This window comes from Streptomyces sp. NBC_01237 (genome assembly GCF_035917275.1).
Taxonomy (GTDB): domain Bacteria; phylum Actinomycetota; class Actinomycetes; order Streptomycetales; family Streptomycetaceae; genus Streptomyces.
Genome location: NZ_CP108508.1, coordinates 2967514 through 2986775 on the forward strand (window position 1 = coordinate 2967514; position 19262 = coordinate 2986775).

A 19262-nucleotide genomic window follows, 5' to 3' on the forward strand; every position below is an offset into this window, starting at 1 on the left:
CGCCGCATGAGCAGGGAACCGGACGGTCTCGCGGAGCTGCTCCCGCAGTGGCACCGGCTGCGGGGCGCCGAGGGCGGTGAGCCGCTGCGCGCGCTGCTCGCGGTGATCGCCGAGCAGGTGGACCGGGTGCGTGACGGGGTCGAGCAGAGTTACGAGGACCTGTTCGTGGAGACCGCGTCTTCCTGGGTGCTGCCGTACATCGGCGATCTGGTGGGTTACCGGCCGCTGCCCGGGTACGAGCGGGTGCCGACGGGGGGTCTGGGCGGGGACGGCGACGCCCGTACCCGGCTCGCCGAGGCGCTGGCACCGCGCCGCGATGTGGCGGCGACGGTCGCCAACCGCCGCCGCAAGGGCACGCTCGCCCTGCTGGAGGAGCTGTCCCAGGAGGTCACCGGGTGGCCGGCCAGGGCCGTGGAGTTCTCCCGGCTGGTCTCCCAGCAGCAGCCGGTGAAGCTGTACGGGACGGGGGCCCCGGCCGCCGACGTGCGCAGGCTGTCCCGGGGGCGGCTGGCCGATGTCCGCCAGGGTGCGCGACTGGACCTGGCGGGCGGGCCGTTCGACACGACGGCGCGGTCGGTGGACGTACGCAGGGCGGGTTCGGCGCGCCGGGCGGGAGGCCACTCCCCCGCCGGGGTCGGGCTGTTCGTGTGGCGGCTGAAGCCGTACTCGGTCACCCGGGCACCGGCGTACTGCGTCGACCGGGCGCGGAGCCTGTACACGTTCTCGATCCTGGGCAACGACAGTCCGCTGGTGACGAAGCCGGTGCCGGAGCCCTCGGCCACGCACCTCGCGACGGTCGACAACGTGCCCGCTTTCATCAGGCGGCGGCAGCTCTCCGACCGGCTCGCGGACTACTACGGGCCGGGCAAGAGCTTCACCGTCCGGCGGGACGGGCAGGACGAGCCGGTGCCGATGTCGGACATCGTCGTGGCGGACCTGTCTGGCTGGCGCTACCGGCCCAAGCTCGGTCAGGTGGCCGTGGACCCGGTGCTGGGGCGGCTCGCCTTCGGGTCGCGTTCGGCGCCCCGGCAAGGGGTCTGGGTGTCCTATCACTACGCCGCGGGTGACGACATCGGCGGCGGGGAGTACCCGCGCGAGCGCGTCACACCGCCCGCCGCACGCTTCTACCGGGTGGGTCCGGGCCAGGCGTTCCAGCGGATCATGGACGCGTACGAGCAGTGGCGCGCGGACCGTAGGGCGGGCCACTGCGGGGCCGACGGCGTCATCGAGATCACGCACAGCGGCGCGTATCAGGAGCAGCTCGACTTCGATCTGGACCGCGGCGACCGGCTGGAGCTGCGGGCGGCCGAGGGCTGCCGTCCGGTGATCCGGCTGCTCGACTGGTACAGCAACCGGCCGGACGCCCTCAACATCCGGGCGCGGGAGGACGAAGGGACCTCGCGGAACGACGCGCCCCGGAAGCACGCCAGGACCCAGGAGCACGACGGGACCCCTGAGAGCGACGGGACCCCGGCGAGCGGCGGGACCTCTGAGAGCGGCGGGGCCCCGGAGGACAGCGGGACCCGGAAGGGCGGCGGGGCTCAGGACGGCGTGGACGCCACCGGCGGGAGCGGGGACGCTCCGCGCATCGTGCTGGACGGCCTGCTGATCACCGGGCGCGGGCTCCATGTCAGCGGGCCCGTCGGCGCGGTCGTGCTGCGGCACTGCACGCTGGTGCCCGGCTGGTCGCTGGAGCCGGAGTGCGACCCGCACTCCCCGGAGGAGCCGAGCCTGGTCCTGGACCGGACCACGGCCTGTGTCTCCGTCGATCACAGCATCATCGGCACGATCGAGGTGATCGGCGACGAGGTGAGCCACGACCCGCCGGCGATCCACCTCCGCGACAGCGTCCTGGACGCCACCGGCCACGACCGGGCGGCGCTGTCCGCCCCGGACTGCTGTCACGCCCATGCCGTGCTGCACGCCCACCGCACCACGATCATCGGCGAGGTGCACACGCACGCGGTGGAGATCGCGGAGAACAGCGTCTTCACCGGGCAGCTGCGGGTGGTGCGGCGCGGCGTCGGCTGTCTGCGGTTCTCGTACGTGCCTCCCGGTTCCCGTACCCCGCGCCGCCACCGCTGCCAGCCCGACCTCGTGGGCGCCGAGCGGGCGCAGGAGGTACGTCCGCTGTTCACCAGCGAGCGGTACGGCACCCCCGCGTACGGGCGGCTCGTGGACGGCGGTCCGTGGCAGATCCGCCGGGGCGCCGACGACGGCTCGGAGATGGGCGTCTTCCACAACCTGTACGAACCGCAGCGCGAGGACAGCCTGCGGGCCCGGCTCGCCGAGTACACCCCGGCCGGTACGGACGCCGGGATCATCCCCGTCACCTGACCCGCCCGCCCGGACGGCCGCCCGGCCCGGACACCGACCCGGCGACCGGCCCGGTCGCCCCACCCGACTTCTTCCGACTGCCGAACTTCCAAGGGGGACCCCTTCCCATGCACGCAGATCTCTCCCGCGACACCTTCCGGCCGGACCGGCACTACTCGGCGGTGCTCGCCCAGCAGGGCCGCGTCCAACTGGACGCGGACACCAACGAGCAGGCCGCGATCCAGCTGCACCGGGCCCGTACCACCGCGGCCGACCTGATCGGACGGCACGGCGGGCCGCGCGGCGCGACCGGCTTCGAGGTGAAGTTCCTGGGCGGCAGCCGGGAGCTGGACGACCTCGCCCTCGGCGGCGGCCGCTACTACGTGGACGGCATCCTGCTGGACGCGACCCGGCCCGGACCCGGCGTCCCGGCCGAGGACGACGCCACCGGGCCGGACGGCGAGGCACCGGACGCCGCCCCCGCGACCTGGACGTACTGGGATCAGCCGGACGGCTACCGCGACCCGGAGCGCCCCGGCGACCGGCTGCCCACCCAGTTCCCGTATCTGGCCTGCCTGAAGGTGTGGGAACGGGTGGTCACCGCGGCCGAGGACCCGCTGCTGCGCGAGGTGGCGCTGGGCACGGCGATGCCCGACACGGCGGCCCGGGTCAAGGTGGTGTGGCAGGTCGTGCCGCTGCCCGGTGCGGAGCTGGACCTCGCGGACGGGGCGACGAAGGACCAGGTGCGGGCGGCGTTCGACACCTGGTCGGCGGCGAAGGCTCCGACGGCCCGGCTGGCGGCCCGCAGCGAACGCCCGGACCGGGCGGACGAGGACCCGTGCCTGGTCCGGCCGGACGCCCGCTACCGGGGGCCGGAGAACCAGCTGTACCGGGTGGAGATCCATCAGGGCGGCGCGGCACAGGACGCCACGTTCAAGTGGTCCAGGGAGAACGGTTCGGTGACCTTCCCGGTCGAGGACCTGGACGGTACCTGGGTCGAGCTGGCCTCGCTCGGCAACGACGACAAGCTCGACCTCGGCGTCGGTGACCTGGTCGAGTTCGTCGACACCGCCTACACGAGCCGCCGTGAACCGCTGCCCCTGCTGCGGGTGGAGGAGGTCGATCTGCCGGGGCGCCGGGTGCGGCTCTCGGGCGAGCCGGAGCCCTTCGTGGGCCGGCGCCCCGAGTTGAACCCGTACCTGCGGCGCTGGGACCACCGCCCGGCGACCCGCAGGACGAAGGGCGCCGCGAAGGTGCGCGACGGTGCGCTGCGGATCGAGGAGGGGGCCTGGCTGCCGCTGGAGGACGGGGTGTTCGTGTACTTCGAGCCGGGCAGGACGTACCGCTCCGGTGACTACTGGACCGTGCCCGCCCGGACGGCGACGGGCGGCGTCGAGTGGCCGACCGACGCGGCCCGGCGTCCGCTGCTGCGCTCGCCGCGCGGTGTGCGGGTCCACTACGCGCCGCTGGCCTGGATTCTCGGTGAGGGGTCGGTGGCCGACCTCCGCCAGGAGTTCGGACCGCTGGCCGCGCCGATCCCGGCCGCGGACGAGGAGGCCCTGGCGGCGGAGGCACGGGCCGAGGAGGAGGCGGTGGCCGCCGAACGTGTGGCGGACAGCGGTTCGACTCCCCCCGTTACCGGGCAAAACGATCAGGAGACGAACGAGAACTGACGCACTATTGAGTGCGTCGAACCACCGCACCACCTGGGAAGGAGCACCACGATGGCAACGCCCCTGTCGGCCGACAAGCTGCTCAAAGCCCTCCGTGACGAAGGCCTGCGTGTCGTCGAGCACCGGAGCTGGCGTACACACAACCGCAACCACAAGGGCCCGTGGGGCCCGGTGAACGGGGTGATGATCCATCACACCGTGACGTCCGGAACGCAGAGCTCGGTGGAGCTCTGCTACAACGGCCACTCCAGCCTCCCCGGTCCGCTCTGCCACGGGGTGATAGCCAAGGACGGCTCGGTCCATCTCGTCGGGCACGGGCGGGCCAACCACGCCGGGCTCGGCGACGACGACGTCCTGCGGGCCGTGGTCAACGAGTCGGCCTCACTGCCCTCCGACAACGAGGCCAACACCGACGGCAACCGGCACTTCTACGGCTTCGAGTGCATCAACCTCGGCGACGGGAAGGACCCCTGGCCGGCGGCGCAGCTGCTGGCGATCGAGAAGGTGTCCGCCGCGATCTGCCGGGCGCACCACTGGTCGCAGCGCTCGGTGATCGGGCACAAGGAGTGGCAGCCGGGAAAGGTCGATCCGCGCGGGTTCACGATGGACTCGATGCGCAGCCGGATCAAGTCCCGGCTCGGCGGCAAGCCGGACGGCCCGTCGAAGCCGCCCGCACCGCCGAAGTACGAGCCGTTCCCCGGCGCGGCGTTCTTCAAGGTGGGCAGACGCAGCGCGATCATCACCGCGATGGGCAAGCGCCTCGTGGCGGAGGGCTGCGGCCGTTACGAGGTGGGTCCCGGACCGGCCTGGTCGGACGCCGACAAGAAGTCGTACGCGGCCTGGCAGCGCAAGCTCGGCTACTCGGGCAGCGGGGCGGACGGCATTCCGGGCAAGGAGAGCTGGACGAAGCTCAAGGTCCCGAACGTCTGATCCGGCGGCTCCGGGGCCGGAGCGCCGGAGCCGGGCCGGGGTGTACGGCACGGCGCGCGCCCCGGCCCTGTGCGGGCGCCGGGCCCTGTCGGGTGACTCGTGACAGGGCCCGGCTCCCGTATGCCGTCAGCGGTTGAAGGAGCTGCCCAGGGCCGCCTTCGCCGCCACGGTGCCCAGCGTCCCGTGGCCGAAGCTGAAGGACCCCTTGGCGCCGAGGCCGGAGGCGGTGGCCGGGAAGAACCAGAGCGAGCCCTCGCCCTCCCCCTCGCCGGGCGCGCCGACGGCCAGGTCGGCACGGCCGTCCTTGTTGACGTCCGCGAAGGCGGCGGCACCGCCGAACAGGTCGCCCTTCTCCGCCGCGCCGGGAACATCCGGTGTGGACTGGTTGAAGCCGAAGCTGCCGGTGCCCGTCGGGCCGGTGGCCTTCCCGGGCAGGATCACGATGCCGCCCGCCCGCCGGACCGTGCCCAGCGCCTCGTTCGGGACGCCGACGGCGATCTCGCCGAAGCCGTCGCCGTTCGTGTCGCCGATCGCGACGGACGAGCCGAAGCCGTCGGAGGCCTCCGCCGCGCCCGGGACGCCCGCCGAGTCCTGGTTGAAGACCTTGGCCTTGGTGCCCTGCGGTCCGGTGGCGCTGCCCGGTACATAGGTGAGCATCCCGCCCTTGGCGAGCGGCAGGTCGAGGTCGCTGTCGTAGCCGTCGACCGGGCGTCCGACGGCGAGGTCGGCGTACTTGTCACCGTTGACGTTGCCGACGGCGAGGCGTTCGCCGCCCTCCAGGGAGTAGCCGTCGCTGCCCTTCACCCGGGTGTACTCGCCCGGTCCCGCGGGGCTGCCGTTGCTGATGAGGATGCGGCGGTCGTCGTACTCGTCGCCGCTGTGGACGACGGCGGCGAGGTCGTCGCGGCCGTCCCCGTTGACGTCGCCCGCCGCCAGGTCCAGGTAGCGCTTGTCGTCCATGTCGGGCAGCTCGGTGGTGGCGGACGCGCGGCCGTCGCGGGTGAACGGGCCCAGGAGGCTCTGGAGATCGTGGTCGCGGACGGTCGCGAGGTCGGGGGCGCCGTCCCCGTTGAAGTCGCCGGCGGCGAGATGGGCGCCGACACCGTCGTACTGCTCCCCGTCCAGAACCGTCGCACCACCGGCGAGTCCGCCCGCGCCGCCCCAGATGACCGTGAGCGAGCCCGCGGCGTCGCCGGTGCCGACCTTCTCGCCCGAGGAGCCGACCACCAGGTCCGCGTAGCCGTCCCGGTCGAGGTCGGCGGAGACCACCGAGCTGCCGAAGGCGTCCTTCGCCTCCGGTGTGCCGGGGATGTTGGCCGTGCTCTGGGTGAAGACCTTCTTGGCGGAGCTCTTGACACCCGTACCGGAGCCGTACGCGACGCCGACGTATCCGGCGCCCGCGAAGCCCTTGACCGTGGCGCCGGGGGCGGCGAACGCGATGTCGGGGTATCCGTCGCCGTTGAAGTCGGAGTGGAGACCGGCCGGGGCCGCCGCCCGCTCGGGTGCGGCCGGGGCCGCCTGGGCGGTGGGCAGGGCGAGGGCTGCGGAGGCGACGGTGATGGCCAGGACCACACCGGTACCGAGTGCTCGGGGTGCCACGGGGACTCCTTCTGCTGACGTGTACGGAGAACGTTCTTGAGTGGTTCGTGAAACATTCCGCCGAGGTCTGCTGAACGGGGGTGGCAGTGACGGCTGGTACTCGGTGAGACGGGCGGATCGGCCGGAGGGTTGCACGCCGATCGTCACAAGTACGCCTATCTTGTTCCCTGTTCCCGACCTCTGCGGAAGGAGTGACCCGGTGACCTCACAGATCCGGCTGGTGACGGGCGAGGAGCTGACCGGCCGTGCCGAGGGCATCCGCACCGTGTACGCGGAGGCGTTCTCGGGGCCGCCCTGGGACGAGGACCCGGCGGAGGCGGACAGGTATGCCGAACGCCTGGCGAAGGACGCGGCCCGGCCGGGTTTCACGGCGGCGGTGGCCCTGGACGGGGAGGCCGTGACCGGCTTCGCCACGGCCTGGACCACGCCGGAGGTCTTCCCCGACGACCGCAGTTACGGACAGGTCGCGCAGGCGCTGGGACCCGAGCGCACAACGGCCCTGCTGTGCGGAGCGCTTGAGGTCGACGAGCTGGCCGTCCGGCCCCGGGCGCACGGCACGGGGCTGGGTGCGGCCCTGCTGGCGGCGGTGACCGGCCCTGCCACGGACGGCCGTTGCTGGCTGCTGACCTCGGTGCGGGCGGGGGCCGCGCTGCGGCTGTACGAGCGCGCGGGCTGGCATCGCTTCGCCGCACCGGTACCGGGAAGGGCGGGGCTCGTCCTGTTCCTCGGCCCCGGACACCCGGGCGTCCGCGAAGCGCGTACATGAACGAAGCACCGCCGCGAACGGGGCGCGTACGCGGCCGAAGCGCGGGCGCACACCCACGCGATCCTGCTCGCCGCCAACGACCCCAACGCGGGGCGCGGCCCGCTCAAGCGGCCATGAACAAGGACATGGAACTGGTGAAGGCCGCGATCGATCAGTTCGACTTCTGAGGGCTCCCACGCCTCCGGCGCGGCGGTCGACGGTCGGCGGGCCCGACGGCTACAGCGCGACCGTCAGCAGGACGCAGGCGGCGAGGGAGAGGGCGGTGCGGACCCGGTGGAGGGTGTTCCAGCGGGACTCGAACGCCGTGCGGGCCGCGCTGTCGTCACCGCCCTCGGCGTCCGCGAGCGCCTTGTTCAGCGGGATGTTCCCGGCGATCGTGATCATATGGCCGACCACGGCGCAGGCCAGCCCGGCCACGACGACGGGCAGCCGCGACTCCCCGCCGACGCCGGAGACCAGCACCGCGACCGGAAGGGCGACCACTCCGAGGAACAGGACGAGGAAGACCGGCCCCGGAACCTTCTCGTTGAAGCGGCGCATCGCGGCCGTGAACTGTTCGTCCGGCAACGCCGCGAGTCCGGGCATGATCGCGATGAGGAACGTGAGCATGAAGCCCGCGTAGAGGCCGTTGACGATCGCGGAGAGCACCAGGAGCAGGGAGGTCATGGTGCACATCATGACGCGGGACGGCGCGCGGCACAGCCACAATTCCGCACGGCCGTACGCCCCCGCCCGCCCTTCTCTCCGCAGCACTCCGCAGCCCTGCGAAGCACTCCGGACCCCGACCGAGCCGGGCCTCGACAGAGCCGGGGCCCGGCGAAGTCCGCAGAACCCCGGCCGAGCCGGGTCCCGACAGAGCCGGGACCCGCCGAAGTCCGCCCGGGCTCAGCCGATCTCGCCCTCGGCCGCACCGTCCCCCTTCGGACCGTCGCCGCCCTTGAGCCGGTCCGCCCGGCCGATCGCCGTCGCCAGCTTCCGTACCGCGCTGTCCTCGGTCCCGTCCGCCAGCTTCGAGGCGCGGGAGGCCAGTTCGGACAGCCGGGGCATGCCCGGCAGCTCCCCGCCGCGCAGCGTCTCGGCGAAGTACGCGGCCACCGACGCCACTTGGAGCCGCTCGCCGGTGTCGCCCCACAGCGGTCCATCGATCGACCCGCTCCGCACGGAGCCGGACTCCTCGTGCGCCTCGCGGGTCCTGGGGTCGAGCCAGCGCACCGTGGCCGTCGCCACCCGGCCGGACGCGCCCTCCCGCAGCCGTACGGCATAGAGCGCGGTCACCGTGTGGCCGGGGCCGACCTCGCCGCCGTCGACGCTGTCGTCGCGGAAGTCCTCGTCGGCGACCTTGCGGTTCTCGTAGCCGATGAGCCGGAACTGCTTGACGTTCTCGCGGTCGAAGGCGACCTGGGCCTTGGCGTCGCGGGCCCGCAGTTCCACATGGGCGGGCAACTGGTCGACGAAGACCTTGCGCGCCTGGGTCTCGTCGGCGATGTACGTGGTGTTGCCGTCGCCCTTGTTGGTGAGGCGCTCCATCAGCGCGTCGCCGTAGTCGCTGCCGACCCCGACGCCGAAGAGCGTGATGCCGTGCTCGCGGCGTGCGTCGCCGATGCGTTCGAGGATCGCGTCGGCCTGGGTCTCGCCGGTGTTGGCGAGGGCGTCGGAGAGCAGCACGACACGGTTGGTGGCGCCCTTGCGGTGCCCCTCGACCGCTTCCTCGTAGCCGCGCACGATGCCGGCCTCGACGTTGGTGGAGTCGGTCGGTTCCATCTCCTCGACCGCGTCGCGGATCTTGGTCCGGTTGCCCCGGAGGCGGGTCATCGGCAGCCGGGTCTCGGCCTCGTCGCTGAAGGTGACCAGGGAGACCGCGTCGTCGTCGCGCAGTTCGTCGGTGAGGATCGTCAGCGACTTCTTCGCCAGGTCGAGACGGCCCGGCTCGGCCATGGACCCGGAGATGTCGACGACGAACGTGAGCGCGGCGGGCGGGCGTTCACTGCTGGGGGCGGCCGCCCTGGTGGCCAGGCCGACCCGGACGAGCGACCAGTCGGCGGCCCCCTTCCCGGAGCCGTCCCCGGACCCCCCGCCGGCCCGCGCCCCGTCGACGGTCACCGAGAAGCCGTTGCCCTTCGGCCGCTCGTAGCCCTGGCGGAAGCTGTTGACGAACTCCTCGGGCCGTACGGTCCCGGGATCCGGCAGTCTGCCGTCGCCCAGGGTGCGGCGCGCGTAGCCGTAGCTCGCGGTGTCCACGTCCAGGGCGAAGGTGGACAGATAGTCGGGCGCCGCGACGTCCCGCCGCTTCTCGGCCGCCCCGTCCCCCTCCGCGGCGCCGTCGGGCGCCGCGGAGGGGGCGGCCGGGGCGGGCTGTCCGCCGCCGGGCGGCCCCGGCTCCTTCCGGGCGGCGGACTGGCGGTCGGCGGACGAGGTCGCGTCCATTCCGCCGCTGCAGCCGGTGATCAGCATTCCGCCCGCCAGCAGCAGTGCGGCTGCCCGTGTCCGGTGTTCCATCGGTACCCCCCACGTCGTCGACATCTGTGAATGTGACGTGCGAGAGGGCCGATGGGAGCCGACGAACGCGTTGCGGAACAGTCTCGAAGCTGCAACGGCGGGTGACCGCACCGGCCCGGAACCGCGGAACATCAGGTTCAGGACACGATGTCCTTACGACTGAACCCGCGGAAGGCCAGCGCGAACAGAATCAGGGCATACGTCACCGAGACCGCCGCGCCCTTCACCATCCCGCCCCACTCCAGCTCCGGCTGGAGCGCGTCCGCCCACGCGAACTGCCAGTGCGCGGGCAGGAAGTCGCGCCAGGAGCCGAGCGCGGTGACGGCGTCCAGCACATTGCCGACGATGGTCAGACCGACCGCGCCGCCGACCGCGCCGAGCGGGGCGTCCGTCTTCGTCGACAGCCAGAACGCCAGCGCGGCGGTGACCAGTTGGGAGACGAAGACGAACGCCACGACGAGTGCGAGACGCGGCACCGTGTCACCGGTCGCCAGCGCTCCCCCGGTGGGCAGTTCGAGCGGCCCCCAGCCGTACGCCGCGGCCCCCGCCGCCAGCGCGACGACCGGCAGCAGCACCATCGCGGCCAGGCTGAAGCCGAGCGCGACGACGAGCTTGCTCCACAACAGCCGCATCCGGGGCACGGGCGCGGCGAGCAGATAGCGCAGCGAGGACCAGCCGGCCTCGGAGGCGACGGTGTCCCCGCAGAACAGGGCGACCGGGACCACCAGCAGGAACCCGGCCGAGACGAACAGGCAGGTCGCGGCGAAGTTCGCGGCGGACGCGGTCGCGGTGTCCATCAGGGTGAGCCGGCCGCCGCCGTCGGGTCCGCCGTCCGGTGTGCCGCCGATGGCGAAGGCGATGATCAGGATGAACGGCAGCGCGGCCAGCACCCCGCCCATCAGCAGGGTGCGGCGCCTGCGCAGTTGCCGCATCGCCTCGACGCGCAGCGGCAGGGTGTGCCGGGCGCGGTAGCCGGGGGCCTCGACGGCCTCGGCCGCCTCCCGGACGTCGGCTGCGGAGCTCATGCGGTTCCTCCGGAGATGAGGGTGAGGAAGGCGTCCTCCAGGCGGCGGTGCGGCCCGACACCCGTGACCGGGACGTCCAGCCGGACGAGTTCGGTGACGAGCCGGGAGGCGGTGGCGCCGTCGAGCCGGACCAGCAGTCCGCGCCCGTCGTCGGTCCGGACGGCGGAGCCGATGCCGGGCAGTGCGGAGATCTTCTCCACGAGCGGCTCGGCCACGTCCTCGGCGGTGGTGACGAGCAGCATGTCGCCGGAACCGGTGATCTCGGCGACCGGGCCGGCCTGGACGAGCCGTCCCCGGTCCATGACGACGAGGTGGGTGCAGGACTGTTCGACCTCGGACAACAGGTGGCTGGAGACGATGACGGTCCGTCCTCCGGCCGCGTACCGGATCATCACGTCCCGCATCTCCCGGATCTGGGGCGGGTCGAGTCCGTTGGTCGGTTCGTCCAGGATGAGCAGGTCCGGCATCCCGAGCATGGCCTGCGCGATGGCGAGCCGCTGCCGCATGCCCTGCGAGTACGTGCGCACCGCGCGGGCCAGGGCGTCGCCGAGACCGGCGATCTCCAGGGCGTCGTCGATGTGCGAGTCCTCGGCGGGGCGGCCGGTGGCCTGCCAGTACAGCTCCAGGTTGGCGCGCCCGGACAGATGCGGCAGGAAGCCCGCTCCTTCGACGAACGCCCCGACGCGGGACAGCACGGGTGCGCCGGGCCGGATGGCCTGGCCGAAGACGCGGATCTCGCCCTCGTCGGGAGTGATGAGGCCCATCAGCATGCGCAGGGTGGTGGTCTTGCCCGCGCCGTTCGGCCCGAGGAGTCCGAGCACCTGCCCCTTCTCCACCTGGAAGGACAGCTCGCGGACGGCGTGCCGGTCGGCGGACTTGGCGTACTTCTTGGACAGGCCGGTGATCCGGAGGGGTACGTCGGTGAGCGCGGGGTCGGGGGCCGGGGTCGTGGTGCGGCGGCGTGCGGTGAGCAGCAGCGCGGCGGCGATGACGAGGGCGGCGGCCGGGAGCCCCCAGGTCCACCACGGGAGGGCGGAGGACGCGGTCCTGACGGCGGGCGCGGTGGGGACGGTCAGCGGTCCGTCCGTGCTCACGGTGTACGTCGTCGGCTCGGCCGGTGAGGCGTAGCCGAGGTCGGTCGCCGACAGGACGAGGCGCATCCGGTGCCCGGAGTCGAATGCGTGGTCGACGGCGGGCAGGGTCAGTTCGACCGGCCTGCCCTGTTGTGCGGGGGTGATCCGGTAGGGGGCGACGAGCTGGGAGGGCAGTACCTGTTGCTTGCCGTCCGGCGACACGTCGTACACCTTGCCGAACAGCACGGCGTCGCTGCCCTCTTGGGCCTTGACGTTCACCCGCACCGTGGGTGTTCCGGTGACCCGCACGGAGGTGTCGAGCGGGGCGGAGTCGAAGCGTGCGTGCTGGCCAGGGAAGTCGATCGACAGCCCGACGCCGAGGGAGGAGAGCTGGGAGAGCCCGCCGCCCACGCCGGGCACGGCGGAGATGGCGGGCGGACTGGCCCCGGCAGGATTGCGGAACGTCTGCGTCCGCCCGTCGAGTCCGAACTCCTGGCCGCCGCTGCGCAGTCCCGGGTAGGTGTCGCCGCTCGCCCCGCGCCGAAGGGCGGCGCCGTCGGTGGAGTCGATTCCTCCGGTACGGGTGACCCGGAAGGCGGGCCCGGTGCCGGCGCCCTTGTCGTCCTTGAGATAGCGGTCGAACCAGTCGCCGACCCGGTTCTGGATCCGGTCGCTCTCCCGGTCGCCGCCGTCGTGCCCGCCCGCGATCCAGTCGACGGACACGGGGGCGCCGTTGGCCTTGATCGCCTTCGCCATGGCGTCGGCCTGGCCGAGCGGGAAGAGGGAGTCGCTCTGCCCCTGCACGACGAGCGAGGGCACGTCGATGCGGTCGGCGACGGCGACCGGTGACCGCGCGGTCAGCAGTTCGCGAGCGGCCTCGTCCGGCTTCCCGCTGACGGCGACCCGCTCGTACATCTCGCAGAGCTGCTTCTCGAACTTCTCGCAGCCGCCGCCCGAGGTGACGAAGATCCCGGCCCAGAGCTTCTTGAACACCCCGTCGGGGAAGAGCGCTTCGGCGAGGTTCCAGTAGGTGATGACGGGGGCGATGGCGTCGACGCGCCGGTCGTGCCCGGCGGCGAGCAGCGAGACGGCCCCGCCGTAGGAGGACCCGGTGACTCCGACGCGGGGGTCGCCCTTGCCGTCGAGTTCGACCTCGGGCCTGGCGGCGAGCCAGTCGATGAGCCCGGAGACGTCCTTGACCTCGCGGTCGGGGGCGTTCAGCGAGATCTCCCCGCCGGACTTCCCGAACCCGCGTGCGGACCAGGTCAGCACGGCGTACCCGTCGCTCGCCAGCTTCTCGGCCTGGGCCCGCACATCGGCCTTGCTGCCGCCGAAGCCGTGCCCGATGAGCACGGCGGGCCGGCGCTGCGAGCCGCCGGACGTGAAGTACGACGTGTCGATGGACACCCCGTTCATCCGCATCATCCGGTCCTCGCGGTGCACGGACGGCGCACTGTCGTCGGCCACCGCGGTCCAGGTACCGGCACCCGCGAGCACGACGAGCGCGGCGACGACCGCGGCCCACCGGCCACGTGTACGGGGCAGTCGGCGCCGCCATCGAGAAGTAGGGGTCTCCATGTCTACGACCCTAAACGGACGGTGCCACCGCTCACGGTGCCGCCGGGGGGAGGTACCGGGCCTCCCTGAGAGGTACGGGGCGGGGACGTCGTACTCCGGACGCGGTACACGGGCCGTGCGCACGCTCTCCGGCGCGCACCGCGGTCCCCGTCCTCCGGCCTGCCCGAAGCACCGGACAACCCTGTGGCGAAGGCCCCCCGCGGCCTGGCACCCTGCCTCCATGGATCACCCCGAGGTACTTCTCATCGGCGGCCGCGCGGGCGTCGGAAAGACGACGGTGGGCTGGGAGGTCTCCGACCGGCTGCGCGCCACCGGCACCGCGCACGCGGTCATCGAGGGCGACTACCTGGGCCAGGTCCATCCGGCTCCGGCCGGGGACCCGCGCCGCTCGTCGCTCACCGAGGCCAACCTGACGGCGGTGTGGCGGAATTACGCGGCGCTCGGTTACGGCCGCCTGATCTACACGAACACGGTGAGCGTGCTGGCGGAATCGGAGGGGATGTTCGTCCGCGCCCTCGGCCCCGGCGTACGCATCGTCCGGGTCCTGCTCACCGCCACCGACGCCACGGTGCACGGGCGTCTGTCGGCCCGGGAGATCGGCTCGGCCCTGGACCGGGAACTCGCGGGCAGCGCCCGCAAGTCCCGCCTCCTGGACGCCCAGGCTCCGCCCGACACGGTGCGGGTCCCGACGGACGGCCGGCCCGTCCCGGAGATCGCGGCCGAGGTGCTGGCGGTCACGGGCTGGTCCGCGGCTCCGGACGGGGCGCGCTGAGCCCCACGACCGGTGTCTCCTCCGGCAGCAGCCCGGCCGCCCTGTCCCGCTCCCCCGCCCGGAGCAGCCCGTGGATCTCGTGCGCGAGCGGGGTGACGTCCCTGACGGCCACGATCCACTCATCGGCGTACCGCCCCGCCGCCTCACCGCTCAGCCCCAGCTGGAGGGAGCGGTACGGGAGCGGGTTGAGGTGCAGATCGCGCTCGGGGTCCCACTGCACGCGTGCGGGCGCACGCCGCAGACCCCGCCGCCAGGCCTCCCGATCGGGGTGAACACCCCTGACGTAGTGCGAGAGTTCGGCGTTCTCCAGCGCCCAGGCGAAGCCGTCGCGGGTGATCTCGACGGCGAGAACGGTCTCCTGCCCCTCCTTCGCTCCCCAGCCGCAGCGGTACATCATCCACAGGAAGCTGGGCTTGATCCACGTCATACGGTCCCGCTTCCAGGCACCGGGAAACCGCCCGTCCCGCGCGGCGGGCAGCCCGATGGCGGGCCGGTACGCCTGGTAGACGGTGACGGTGGAGGCGGTGTGCCGGGCGCGGATCTCGTAGCGGGGTGTCGCGTTCATGACGCCCAGGGTGCGGGAGCCCGGCACCGGCCCGCACCTCGTTTTCCCCCCGCCGGCGCGCGTCGGCCCCGTCGGCCGCGGCCGACGGGGCCGGGAGGCCGGGGCTCAGTGGTTGCGGGGGAAGCCCAGGTCCACGCCCGAGGGGGCGTCCGCCGGGTCGGGCCAGCGGGTGGTGACGACCTTGCCGCGGGTGTAGAAGTGCACGCCGTCGTTGCCGTAGATGTGGTGGTCGCCGAAGAGCGAGTCCTTCCAGCCACCGAAGGAGTGGTAGCCCACCGGCACCGGGATCGGCACATTGACGCCGACCATGCCGGCCTCGATCTCCAGCTGGAAGCGCCGGGCCGCTCCACCGTCGCGGGTGAAGATCGCGGTGCCGTTGCCGAACGGCGAGGCGTTCATCAGGGCCACGCCCTCGTCGTACGAGTCCACGCGCAGGACGCACAGGACCGGGCCGAAGATCTCGTCCTTGTACGCGTCGGAGTCGGTGGAGACGTTGTCCAGGAGCGAGAGGCCGATCCAGTGGCCGTCCTCGAAGCCCTCCACCGTGTGGCCGGTGCCGTCGAGGACCACGTCGGCGCCCTGGGCGGCGGCGCCCGTGACGTAGGAGGCGACCTTGTCGCGGTGGGCGGCGGTGATCAGGGGGCCCATCTCGGACGCGGGGTCGTTGCCGGGGCCGATCTTGATCTTCTCGGCGCGCTCGCGGATCTTGGCCACCAGTTCGTCGCCGATCGCGCCGACCGCGACGACCGCCGAGATCGCCATGCAGCGCTCCCCCGCGGAGCCGTACGCGGCCGAGACCGCCGCGTCGGCCGCGGCGTCCAGGTCGGCGTCCGGCAGGACGAGCATGTGGTTCTTCGCGCCGCCGAGCGCCTGGACGCGCTTGCCGTTGGTGGAGGCCGTGGTGTGGATGTAGCGGGCGATCGGGGTGGAGCCGACGAAGGAGACCGCGGCCACGTCCGGGTGGGCCAGCAGGCCGTCGACCGCGGTCCTGTCGCCGTGCAGGACGTTCAGGACGCCGTCGGGCAGGCCCGCCTCGGCGGCCAGTTCGGCCAGCAGGTTGGCGGCCGAAGGGTCCTTCTCGCTGGGCTTCAGCACGAACGTGTTACCGCACGCGATGGCCAGCGGGAACATCCACATCGGCACCATGGCCGGGAAGTTGAACGGCGTGATGCCCGCGACGACACCGATCGACTGGCGGATCGAGGAGACGTCGACCCGGCTGGAGACCTGGGTGGACAGCTCGCCCTTGAGCTGGGTGGTGATGCCGCAGGCCAGCTCGACGATCTCCAGACCGCGGGCGACCTCGCCCAGCGCGTCGGAGTGCACCTTGCCGTGCTCGGCGGTGATCAGCGCGGCGATGTCGTCGCGGTGGGCGTCCAGCAGCGCGCGGTAGCGGAACAGGATCGCGGTGCGGGTGGAGAGCGAGGACGTGCCCCACGTCCCGTACGCGGCCTTCGCGGCGGCGACCGCGGCGTCCACCTCTTCGACCGAGGCGAGCGCGACCCGGGTGGTGACGGCACCGGTGGCCGGGTCGGTGACCGGGCCGTAGTTGCCCGACGTGCCCTCGACGGTCTTGCCACCGATCCAGTGGTCGACGGTCTTCGTCATTGCGTACTCCTTCATGCTTTCAGAGGTGGCGGCGTCGGGCTGCGACGTGGCGGTCGTACTCTTCGCGGGCCTTGACCGCTGACGAGCGGGTCGCGGTCTCGGCCACCGGAACATCCCACCACGCCTGTGCCGGAGGGGGGCCCGACACTGTGTCGGGCGTTTCGGTCTCGACGTAGACACAAGTGGGACGGTCCGAGTCGCGGGCCGCCGCGAGCGCTTCCCGCAGGTCGTCCACGGTGGCGGCGCGCAGCACCCGCATCCCGAGGGAGGCCGCGTTGGCCGCGAGATCGACGGGCAGCGGGGCCCCGGTGAAGCCGCCTTCGGCGTCCCGCAGGCGGTAGGCCGTGCCGAGGCGTTCCCCGCCGACGGACTCGGAGAGCCCGCCGATGGAGGCGTAACCGTGGTTCTGGAGGATGACGACCTTGATGGGCAGGTCCAGCTGTACGGCGGTGACGATTTCGGTGGGGTTCATCAGATACGTACCGTCGCCGACGAGCGCCCAGACCGGGCGGCCGGGGGCGGCCAGCTGCACGCCGATCGCGGCCGGGATCTCGTAGCCCATGCAGGAGTAGCCGTACTCGACGTGGTACTGGTCCCGGGAGCGGGTGCGCCAGAGCTTGTGCAGGTCGCCGGGGAGCGAACCGGCCGCGTTGATCAGGATGTCGTCCTCGGTGACCAGGGCGTCGAGCAGACCGAGGACCTGGGCCTGCGTGGGGCGCGCACCGGGGGCGGGGGTGGCGAGGGCGGCGTCCACCCGGTGCTCCCAGCGCTCCTTGGCGTCGGTGTACCCGGTCTCGTACGCCGGGTCGACCCGGTATCCGCGTCCGGCGAGGGCCTCGCCGAGCGCTTCGAGGGCGGTGCGGGCGTCGGCCACGAGGGGCAGCGCGGCCAGCTTGTGGGCGTCGAAACCCGTGATGTTGAGGTTGAGGAAGCGGACCGCCGGGTTGGCGAAGAGCGTGCCGGAGGCGGTCGTGAAGTCGGAGTAGCGGGTGCCGATCCCGATCACCAGGTCCGCGGCGCGGGCCAGTTCGTCGGCGGTGGCGGTGCCGGTGTGGCCGATGCCGCCGACATCGGCCGGGTGGTCGTGGCGCAGGGACCCCTTGCCCGCCTGGGTGGAGGCGACCGGGATACGGGTGGACGCGGCGAAGGCGGCGAGGGTCTCCTCGGCGGCGCTGTGGCGGACACCGCCGCCCGCGACGATCAGGGGGCGCCGGGCGGTGCGCACCGCCCGGACCGCCTGCTCCAGTTCGTACGCGTCGGGTGCGGGCCTGCGCACGTGCCAGACCCGCTCCGCGAAGAACTCCCCCGGCCAGTCGTACGCCTGCGCCTGCACGTCCTGCGGCAGCGCGAGGGTGACCGCCCCCGCCGTGGCCGGGTCGGTGAGGGTCCGCATCGCCTGGAGCGCGGCGGGGATCAGCGCCTCGGGGCGGGTGACGCGGTCGAAGTAGCGCGAGACGGGGCGCAGGCAGTCGTTGACCGAGACATCGCCCGCCTGCGGGACTTCGAGCTGCTGGAGTACGGGGTCGGCGGGCCGGGTCGCGAAGGTGTCGCCGGGCAGGAGGAGCACGGGCAGGTGGTTGACGGTGGCCAGCGCGGCGCCGGTGACGAGGTTGGTGGCGCCGGGGCCGATGGAGGTGGTGACGGCGTGCGCGGAGAGCCGGCCGGACTGGCGGGCGTACCCGACGGCCGCGTGCACCATGGCCTGCTCGTTGCGCCCCTGGAGGTACGGCATGCGGGAACCGGTCTCCAGCAGGGCCTGGCCGATTCCGGCGACGTTGCCGTGGCCGAAGATGCCCCAGGTGGCGTCGATCAGCCGCTGCCGCCGGCCGTCGCGCTCGGTGTACTGGCGGGCCAGGAACGCGACCAGGGCCTGAGCCGTGGTCAGCCTGCGGGTGCTGCGGTCGCTCCGTGACGTCACTGGGCATCCTCCGGGCCGTAGAGCGGGAGTCGGGGGTCCACGGGCTGGTCCGGCCAGGTGTCCCGGATCCAGCCGTGGTCGGGGTGGTCGCGGATCAGCCATTCGCGCTGCCCCGGACCCGCCATCACGTTCAGGTAGTACAGGGTGCGGCCGGGGGGCGCGATGGACGGGCCGTGCCAGCCGTCGGGGATGAGGACCGCGTCGCCGCTGCGGACCTCGGCCAGGACGTCCGTACCGCCCTCGCGGGACGGGGACACCCGGTGGTAGCCGAGCCCGTCCCTCTCCACCTCGAAGTAGTAGATCTCCTCCAGCACCGACTCCTCGCCCGGCCGGTGCTCGTCGTGCTTGTGGGGCGGGTACGAGGACCAGTTGCCACCGGGTGTGAGGACCTCGACGGCGATGAGCCGGTCGCAGTCGTACGTGTCGGCCGCGGCGAAGTTGTTGACCTGGCGCGAGCAGTTACCGGTGCCGCGCAGTTCGACGGGTACCTCCGGCGCGGGGCCGTAGCGAGCGGGGAGTCGTCGCTCGCACTTCGCTCCTGCCAGGGCGAAGCGGCCTCCCGCGCCGGAGGCGATCTGTGCGTGGGCGTCACGCGGTAGATACGCGAAATCGGTCACACCGCTGAACACGCTTTCCCGGCCCAGCAGTTCAAAGATCTCACCTGCCGTCTGCACCGTACAGCCACCGGTCAACGGCAGAACGATCCATTCGCTCTCCCCGGTGACAAGCGTGTGAACACCTCCGGGCTCCAGTTCCAGTACCCGCAGGCTCGACCAGCCCCAGCCGGCGCGCTCAGGGTCGATGTCGAGGGTGTAGGGGCCGCTCGCCGCGCTGCCGGCCCGCACATGAAGGTCGTGCACCTGGCCGTCGTGCGCTTGGGGGTCGTGCACCTGGGGGTCGTGGTGCCGGTCGCGGTCGCGGTGCGTCGTCGTCATGCCCGGTT

The 19262-nt window shown here is 72.8% G+C and carries 14 protein-coding genes; 5 read left to right on the plus strand and 9 right to left on the minus strand.

Annotated elements, in window-relative coordinates; translation table 11 throughout:
• Nucleotides 1–6: 6 nt before the first annotated feature.
• The 3 genes from OG251_RS13070 (at nt 7) to OG251_RS13080 (ending at nt 4919) form a co-directional block, all read left to right on the plus strand.
• Nucleotides 7–2337, plus strand: a complete 2331-nt coding sequence (locus tag OG251_RS13070) for a hypothetical protein (protein ID WP_326677329.1) — start codon at nt 7–9, stop codon at nt 2335–2337.
• Between the two features lie 107 nt (nt 2338–2444).
• On the plus strand, nt 2445–3989 hold the full coding sequence (locus OG251_RS13075) for a DUF6519 domain-containing protein (RefSeq protein ID WP_326677330.1): 1545 nt from the start codon (nt 2445–2447) through the stop codon (nt 3987–3989).
• A 51-nt stretch (nt 3990–4040) separates the two neighbouring features.
• Nucleotides 4041–4919, plus strand: coding sequence for a peptidoglycan-binding protein (locus tag OG251_RS13080; protein ID WP_326677331.1), 879 nt, complete (start codon nt 4041–4043; stop codon nt 4917–4919).
• Nucleotides 4920–5045: 126 nt separating this feature from the next.
• Here the strand turns inward: OG251_RS13080 and OG251_RS13085 are convergent, their stop codons facing one another.
• Nucleotides 5046–6518 (minus strand): FG-GAP and VCBS repeat-containing protein, encoded by a 1473-nt coding sequence (locus tag OG251_RS13085; RefSeq protein WP_326677332.1) that lies wholly within the window; start codon nt 6516–6518, stop codon nt 5046–5048.
• Between the two features lie 199 nt (nt 6519–6717).
• Between OG251_RS13085 and OG251_RS13090 the strand changes: the two genes are divergently transcribed.
• Nucleotides 6718–7284, plus strand: coding sequence for a GNAT family N-acetyltransferase (locus tag OG251_RS13090; protein WP_326677333.1), 567 nt, complete (start codon nt 6718–6720; stop codon nt 7282–7284).
• Nucleotides 7285–7500: 216 nt separating this feature from the next.
• Here OG251_RS13090 and OG251_RS13095 read toward each other — a convergent pair whose 3' ends face one another.
• The 4 genes from OG251_RS13095 to OG251_RS13110 all read right to left on the minus strand — a co-directional run bounded on the left by OG251_RS13095 (nt 7501) and on the right by OG251_RS13110 (nt 13456).
• Nucleotides 7501–7950, minus strand: coding sequence for an anthrone oxygenase family protein (locus OG251_RS13095; protein ID WP_326677334.1), 450 nt, complete (start codon nt 7948–7950; stop codon nt 7501–7503).
• Nucleotides 7951–8169: 219 nt separating this feature from the next.
• Nucleotides 8170–9780, minus strand: coding sequence for a vWA domain-containing protein (locus OG251_RS13100; protein ID WP_326677335.1), 1611 nt, complete (start codon nt 9778–9780; stop codon nt 8170–8172).
• 137 nt (nt 9781–9917) lie between these two features.
• Nucleotides 9918–10805 (minus strand): ABC transporter permease, encoded by an 888-nt coding sequence (locus tag OG251_RS13105; RefSeq protein ID WP_326677336.1) that lies wholly within the window; start codon nt 10803–10805, stop codon nt 9918–9920.
• A complete protein-coding gene (locus OG251_RS13110) occupies nt 10802–13456 on the minus strand; it encodes an alpha/beta fold hydrolase (protein WP_326677337.1) in 2655 nt (884 codons plus the stop codon). The genes OG251_RS13105 and OG251_RS13110 overlap by 4 nt, the downstream gene beginning before the upstream one ends.
• 220 nt (nt 13457–13676) lie before the next feature.
• Here OG251_RS13110 and OG251_RS13115 point away from each other — a divergent pair, with 220 nt between their 5' ends.
• A complete protein-coding gene (locus OG251_RS13115; protein WP_326677338.1) occupies nt 13677–14228 on the plus strand; it encodes a hypothetical protein in 552 nt (183 codons plus the stop codon).
• Here OG251_RS13115 and OG251_RS13120 read toward each other — a convergent pair.
• The 4 genes from OG251_RS13120 to iolB form a co-directional block, all read right to left on the minus strand.
• Nucleotides 14191–14793, minus strand: coding sequence for a DUF4291 domain-containing protein (locus OG251_RS13120; protein ID WP_326677339.1), 603 nt, complete (start codon nt 14791–14793; stop codon nt 14191–14193). The genes OG251_RS13115 and OG251_RS13120 overlap by 38 nt on opposite strands.
• A 105-nt stretch (nt 14794–14898) precedes the next feature.
• A complete protein-coding gene (mmsA, locus tag OG251_RS13125) occupies nt 14899–16401 on the minus strand; it encodes a CoA-acylating methylmalonate-semialdehyde dehydrogenase (protein WP_326677340.1) in 1503 nt (500 codons plus the stop codon).
• 19 nt (nt 16402–16420) lie between these two features.
• Entirely contained in the window at nt 16421–18421 is a 2001-nt protein-coding gene (iolD, locus tag OG251_RS13130; RefSeq protein WP_442818327.1) for a 3D-(3,5/4)-trihydroxycyclohexane-1,2-dione acylhydrolase (decyclizing), read from the minus strand.
• Nucleotides 18316–19254, minus strand: coding sequence for a 5-deoxy-glucuronate isomerase (gene iolB, locus OG251_RS13135; RefSeq protein WP_326677342.1), 939 nt, complete (start codon nt 19252–19254; stop codon nt 18316–18318). Before iolB ends, iolD begins: the two co-directional genes overlap by 106 nt.
• Nucleotides 19255–19262: the final 8 nt, after the last annotated feature.

What these genes read in the sequence shown, in the direction of transcription:
- OG251_RS13070 (WP_326677329.1), top strand. Translation starts at nt 7, where the DNA reads ATGAGCAGGGAACCGGACGGTCTCGCGGAGCTGCTCCCGCAGTGGCAC.
- OG251_RS13075 (WP_326677330.1), top strand. Translation starts at nt 2,445, where the DNA reads ATGCACGCAGATCTCTCCCGCGACACCTTCCGGCCGGACCGGCACTAC.
- OG251_RS13080 (WP_326677331.1), top strand. Translation starts at nt 4,041, where the DNA reads ATGGCAACGCCCCTGTCGGCCGACAAGCTGCTCAAAGCCCTCCGTGAC.
- OG251_RS13095 (WP_326677334.1), bottom strand. Translation starts at nt 7,950, where the DNA reads ATGACCTCCCTGCTCCTGGTGCTCTCCGCGATCGTCAACGGCCTCTAC.
- OG251_RS13100 (WP_326677335.1), bottom strand. Translation starts at nt 9,780, where the DNA reads ATGGAACACCGGACACGGGCAGCCGCACTGCTGCTGGCGGGCGGAATG.
- OG251_RS13105 (WP_326677336.1), bottom strand. Translation starts at nt 10,805, where the DNA reads ATGAGCTCCGCAGCCGACGTCCGGGAGGCGGCCGAGGCCGTCGAGGCC.
- OG251_RS13110 (WP_326677337.1), bottom strand. Translation starts at nt 13,456, where the DNA reads ATGGAGACCCCTACTTCTCGATGGCGGCGCCGACTGCCCCGTACACGT.
- OG251_RS13115 (WP_326677338.1), top strand. Translation starts at nt 13,677, where the DNA reads ATGGATCACCCCGAGGTACTTCTCATCGGCGGCCGCGCGGGCGTCGGA.
- OG251_RS13120 (WP_326677339.1), bottom strand. Translation starts at nt 14,793, where the DNA reads ATGAACGCGACACCCCGCTACGAGATCCGCGCCCGGCACACCGCCTCC.
- mmsA (WP_326677340.1), bottom strand. Translation starts at nt 16,401, where the DNA reads ATGACGAAGACCGTCGACCACTGGATCGGTGGCAAGACCGTCGAGGGC.
- iolD (WP_442818327.1), bottom strand. Translation starts at nt 18,421, where the DNA reads ATGGCTGATCCGCGACCACCCCGACCACGGCTGGATCCGGGACACCTG.
- iolB (WP_326677342.1), bottom strand. Translation starts at nt 19,254, where the DNA reads ATGACGACGACGCACCGCGACCGCGACCGGCACCACGACCCCCAGGTG.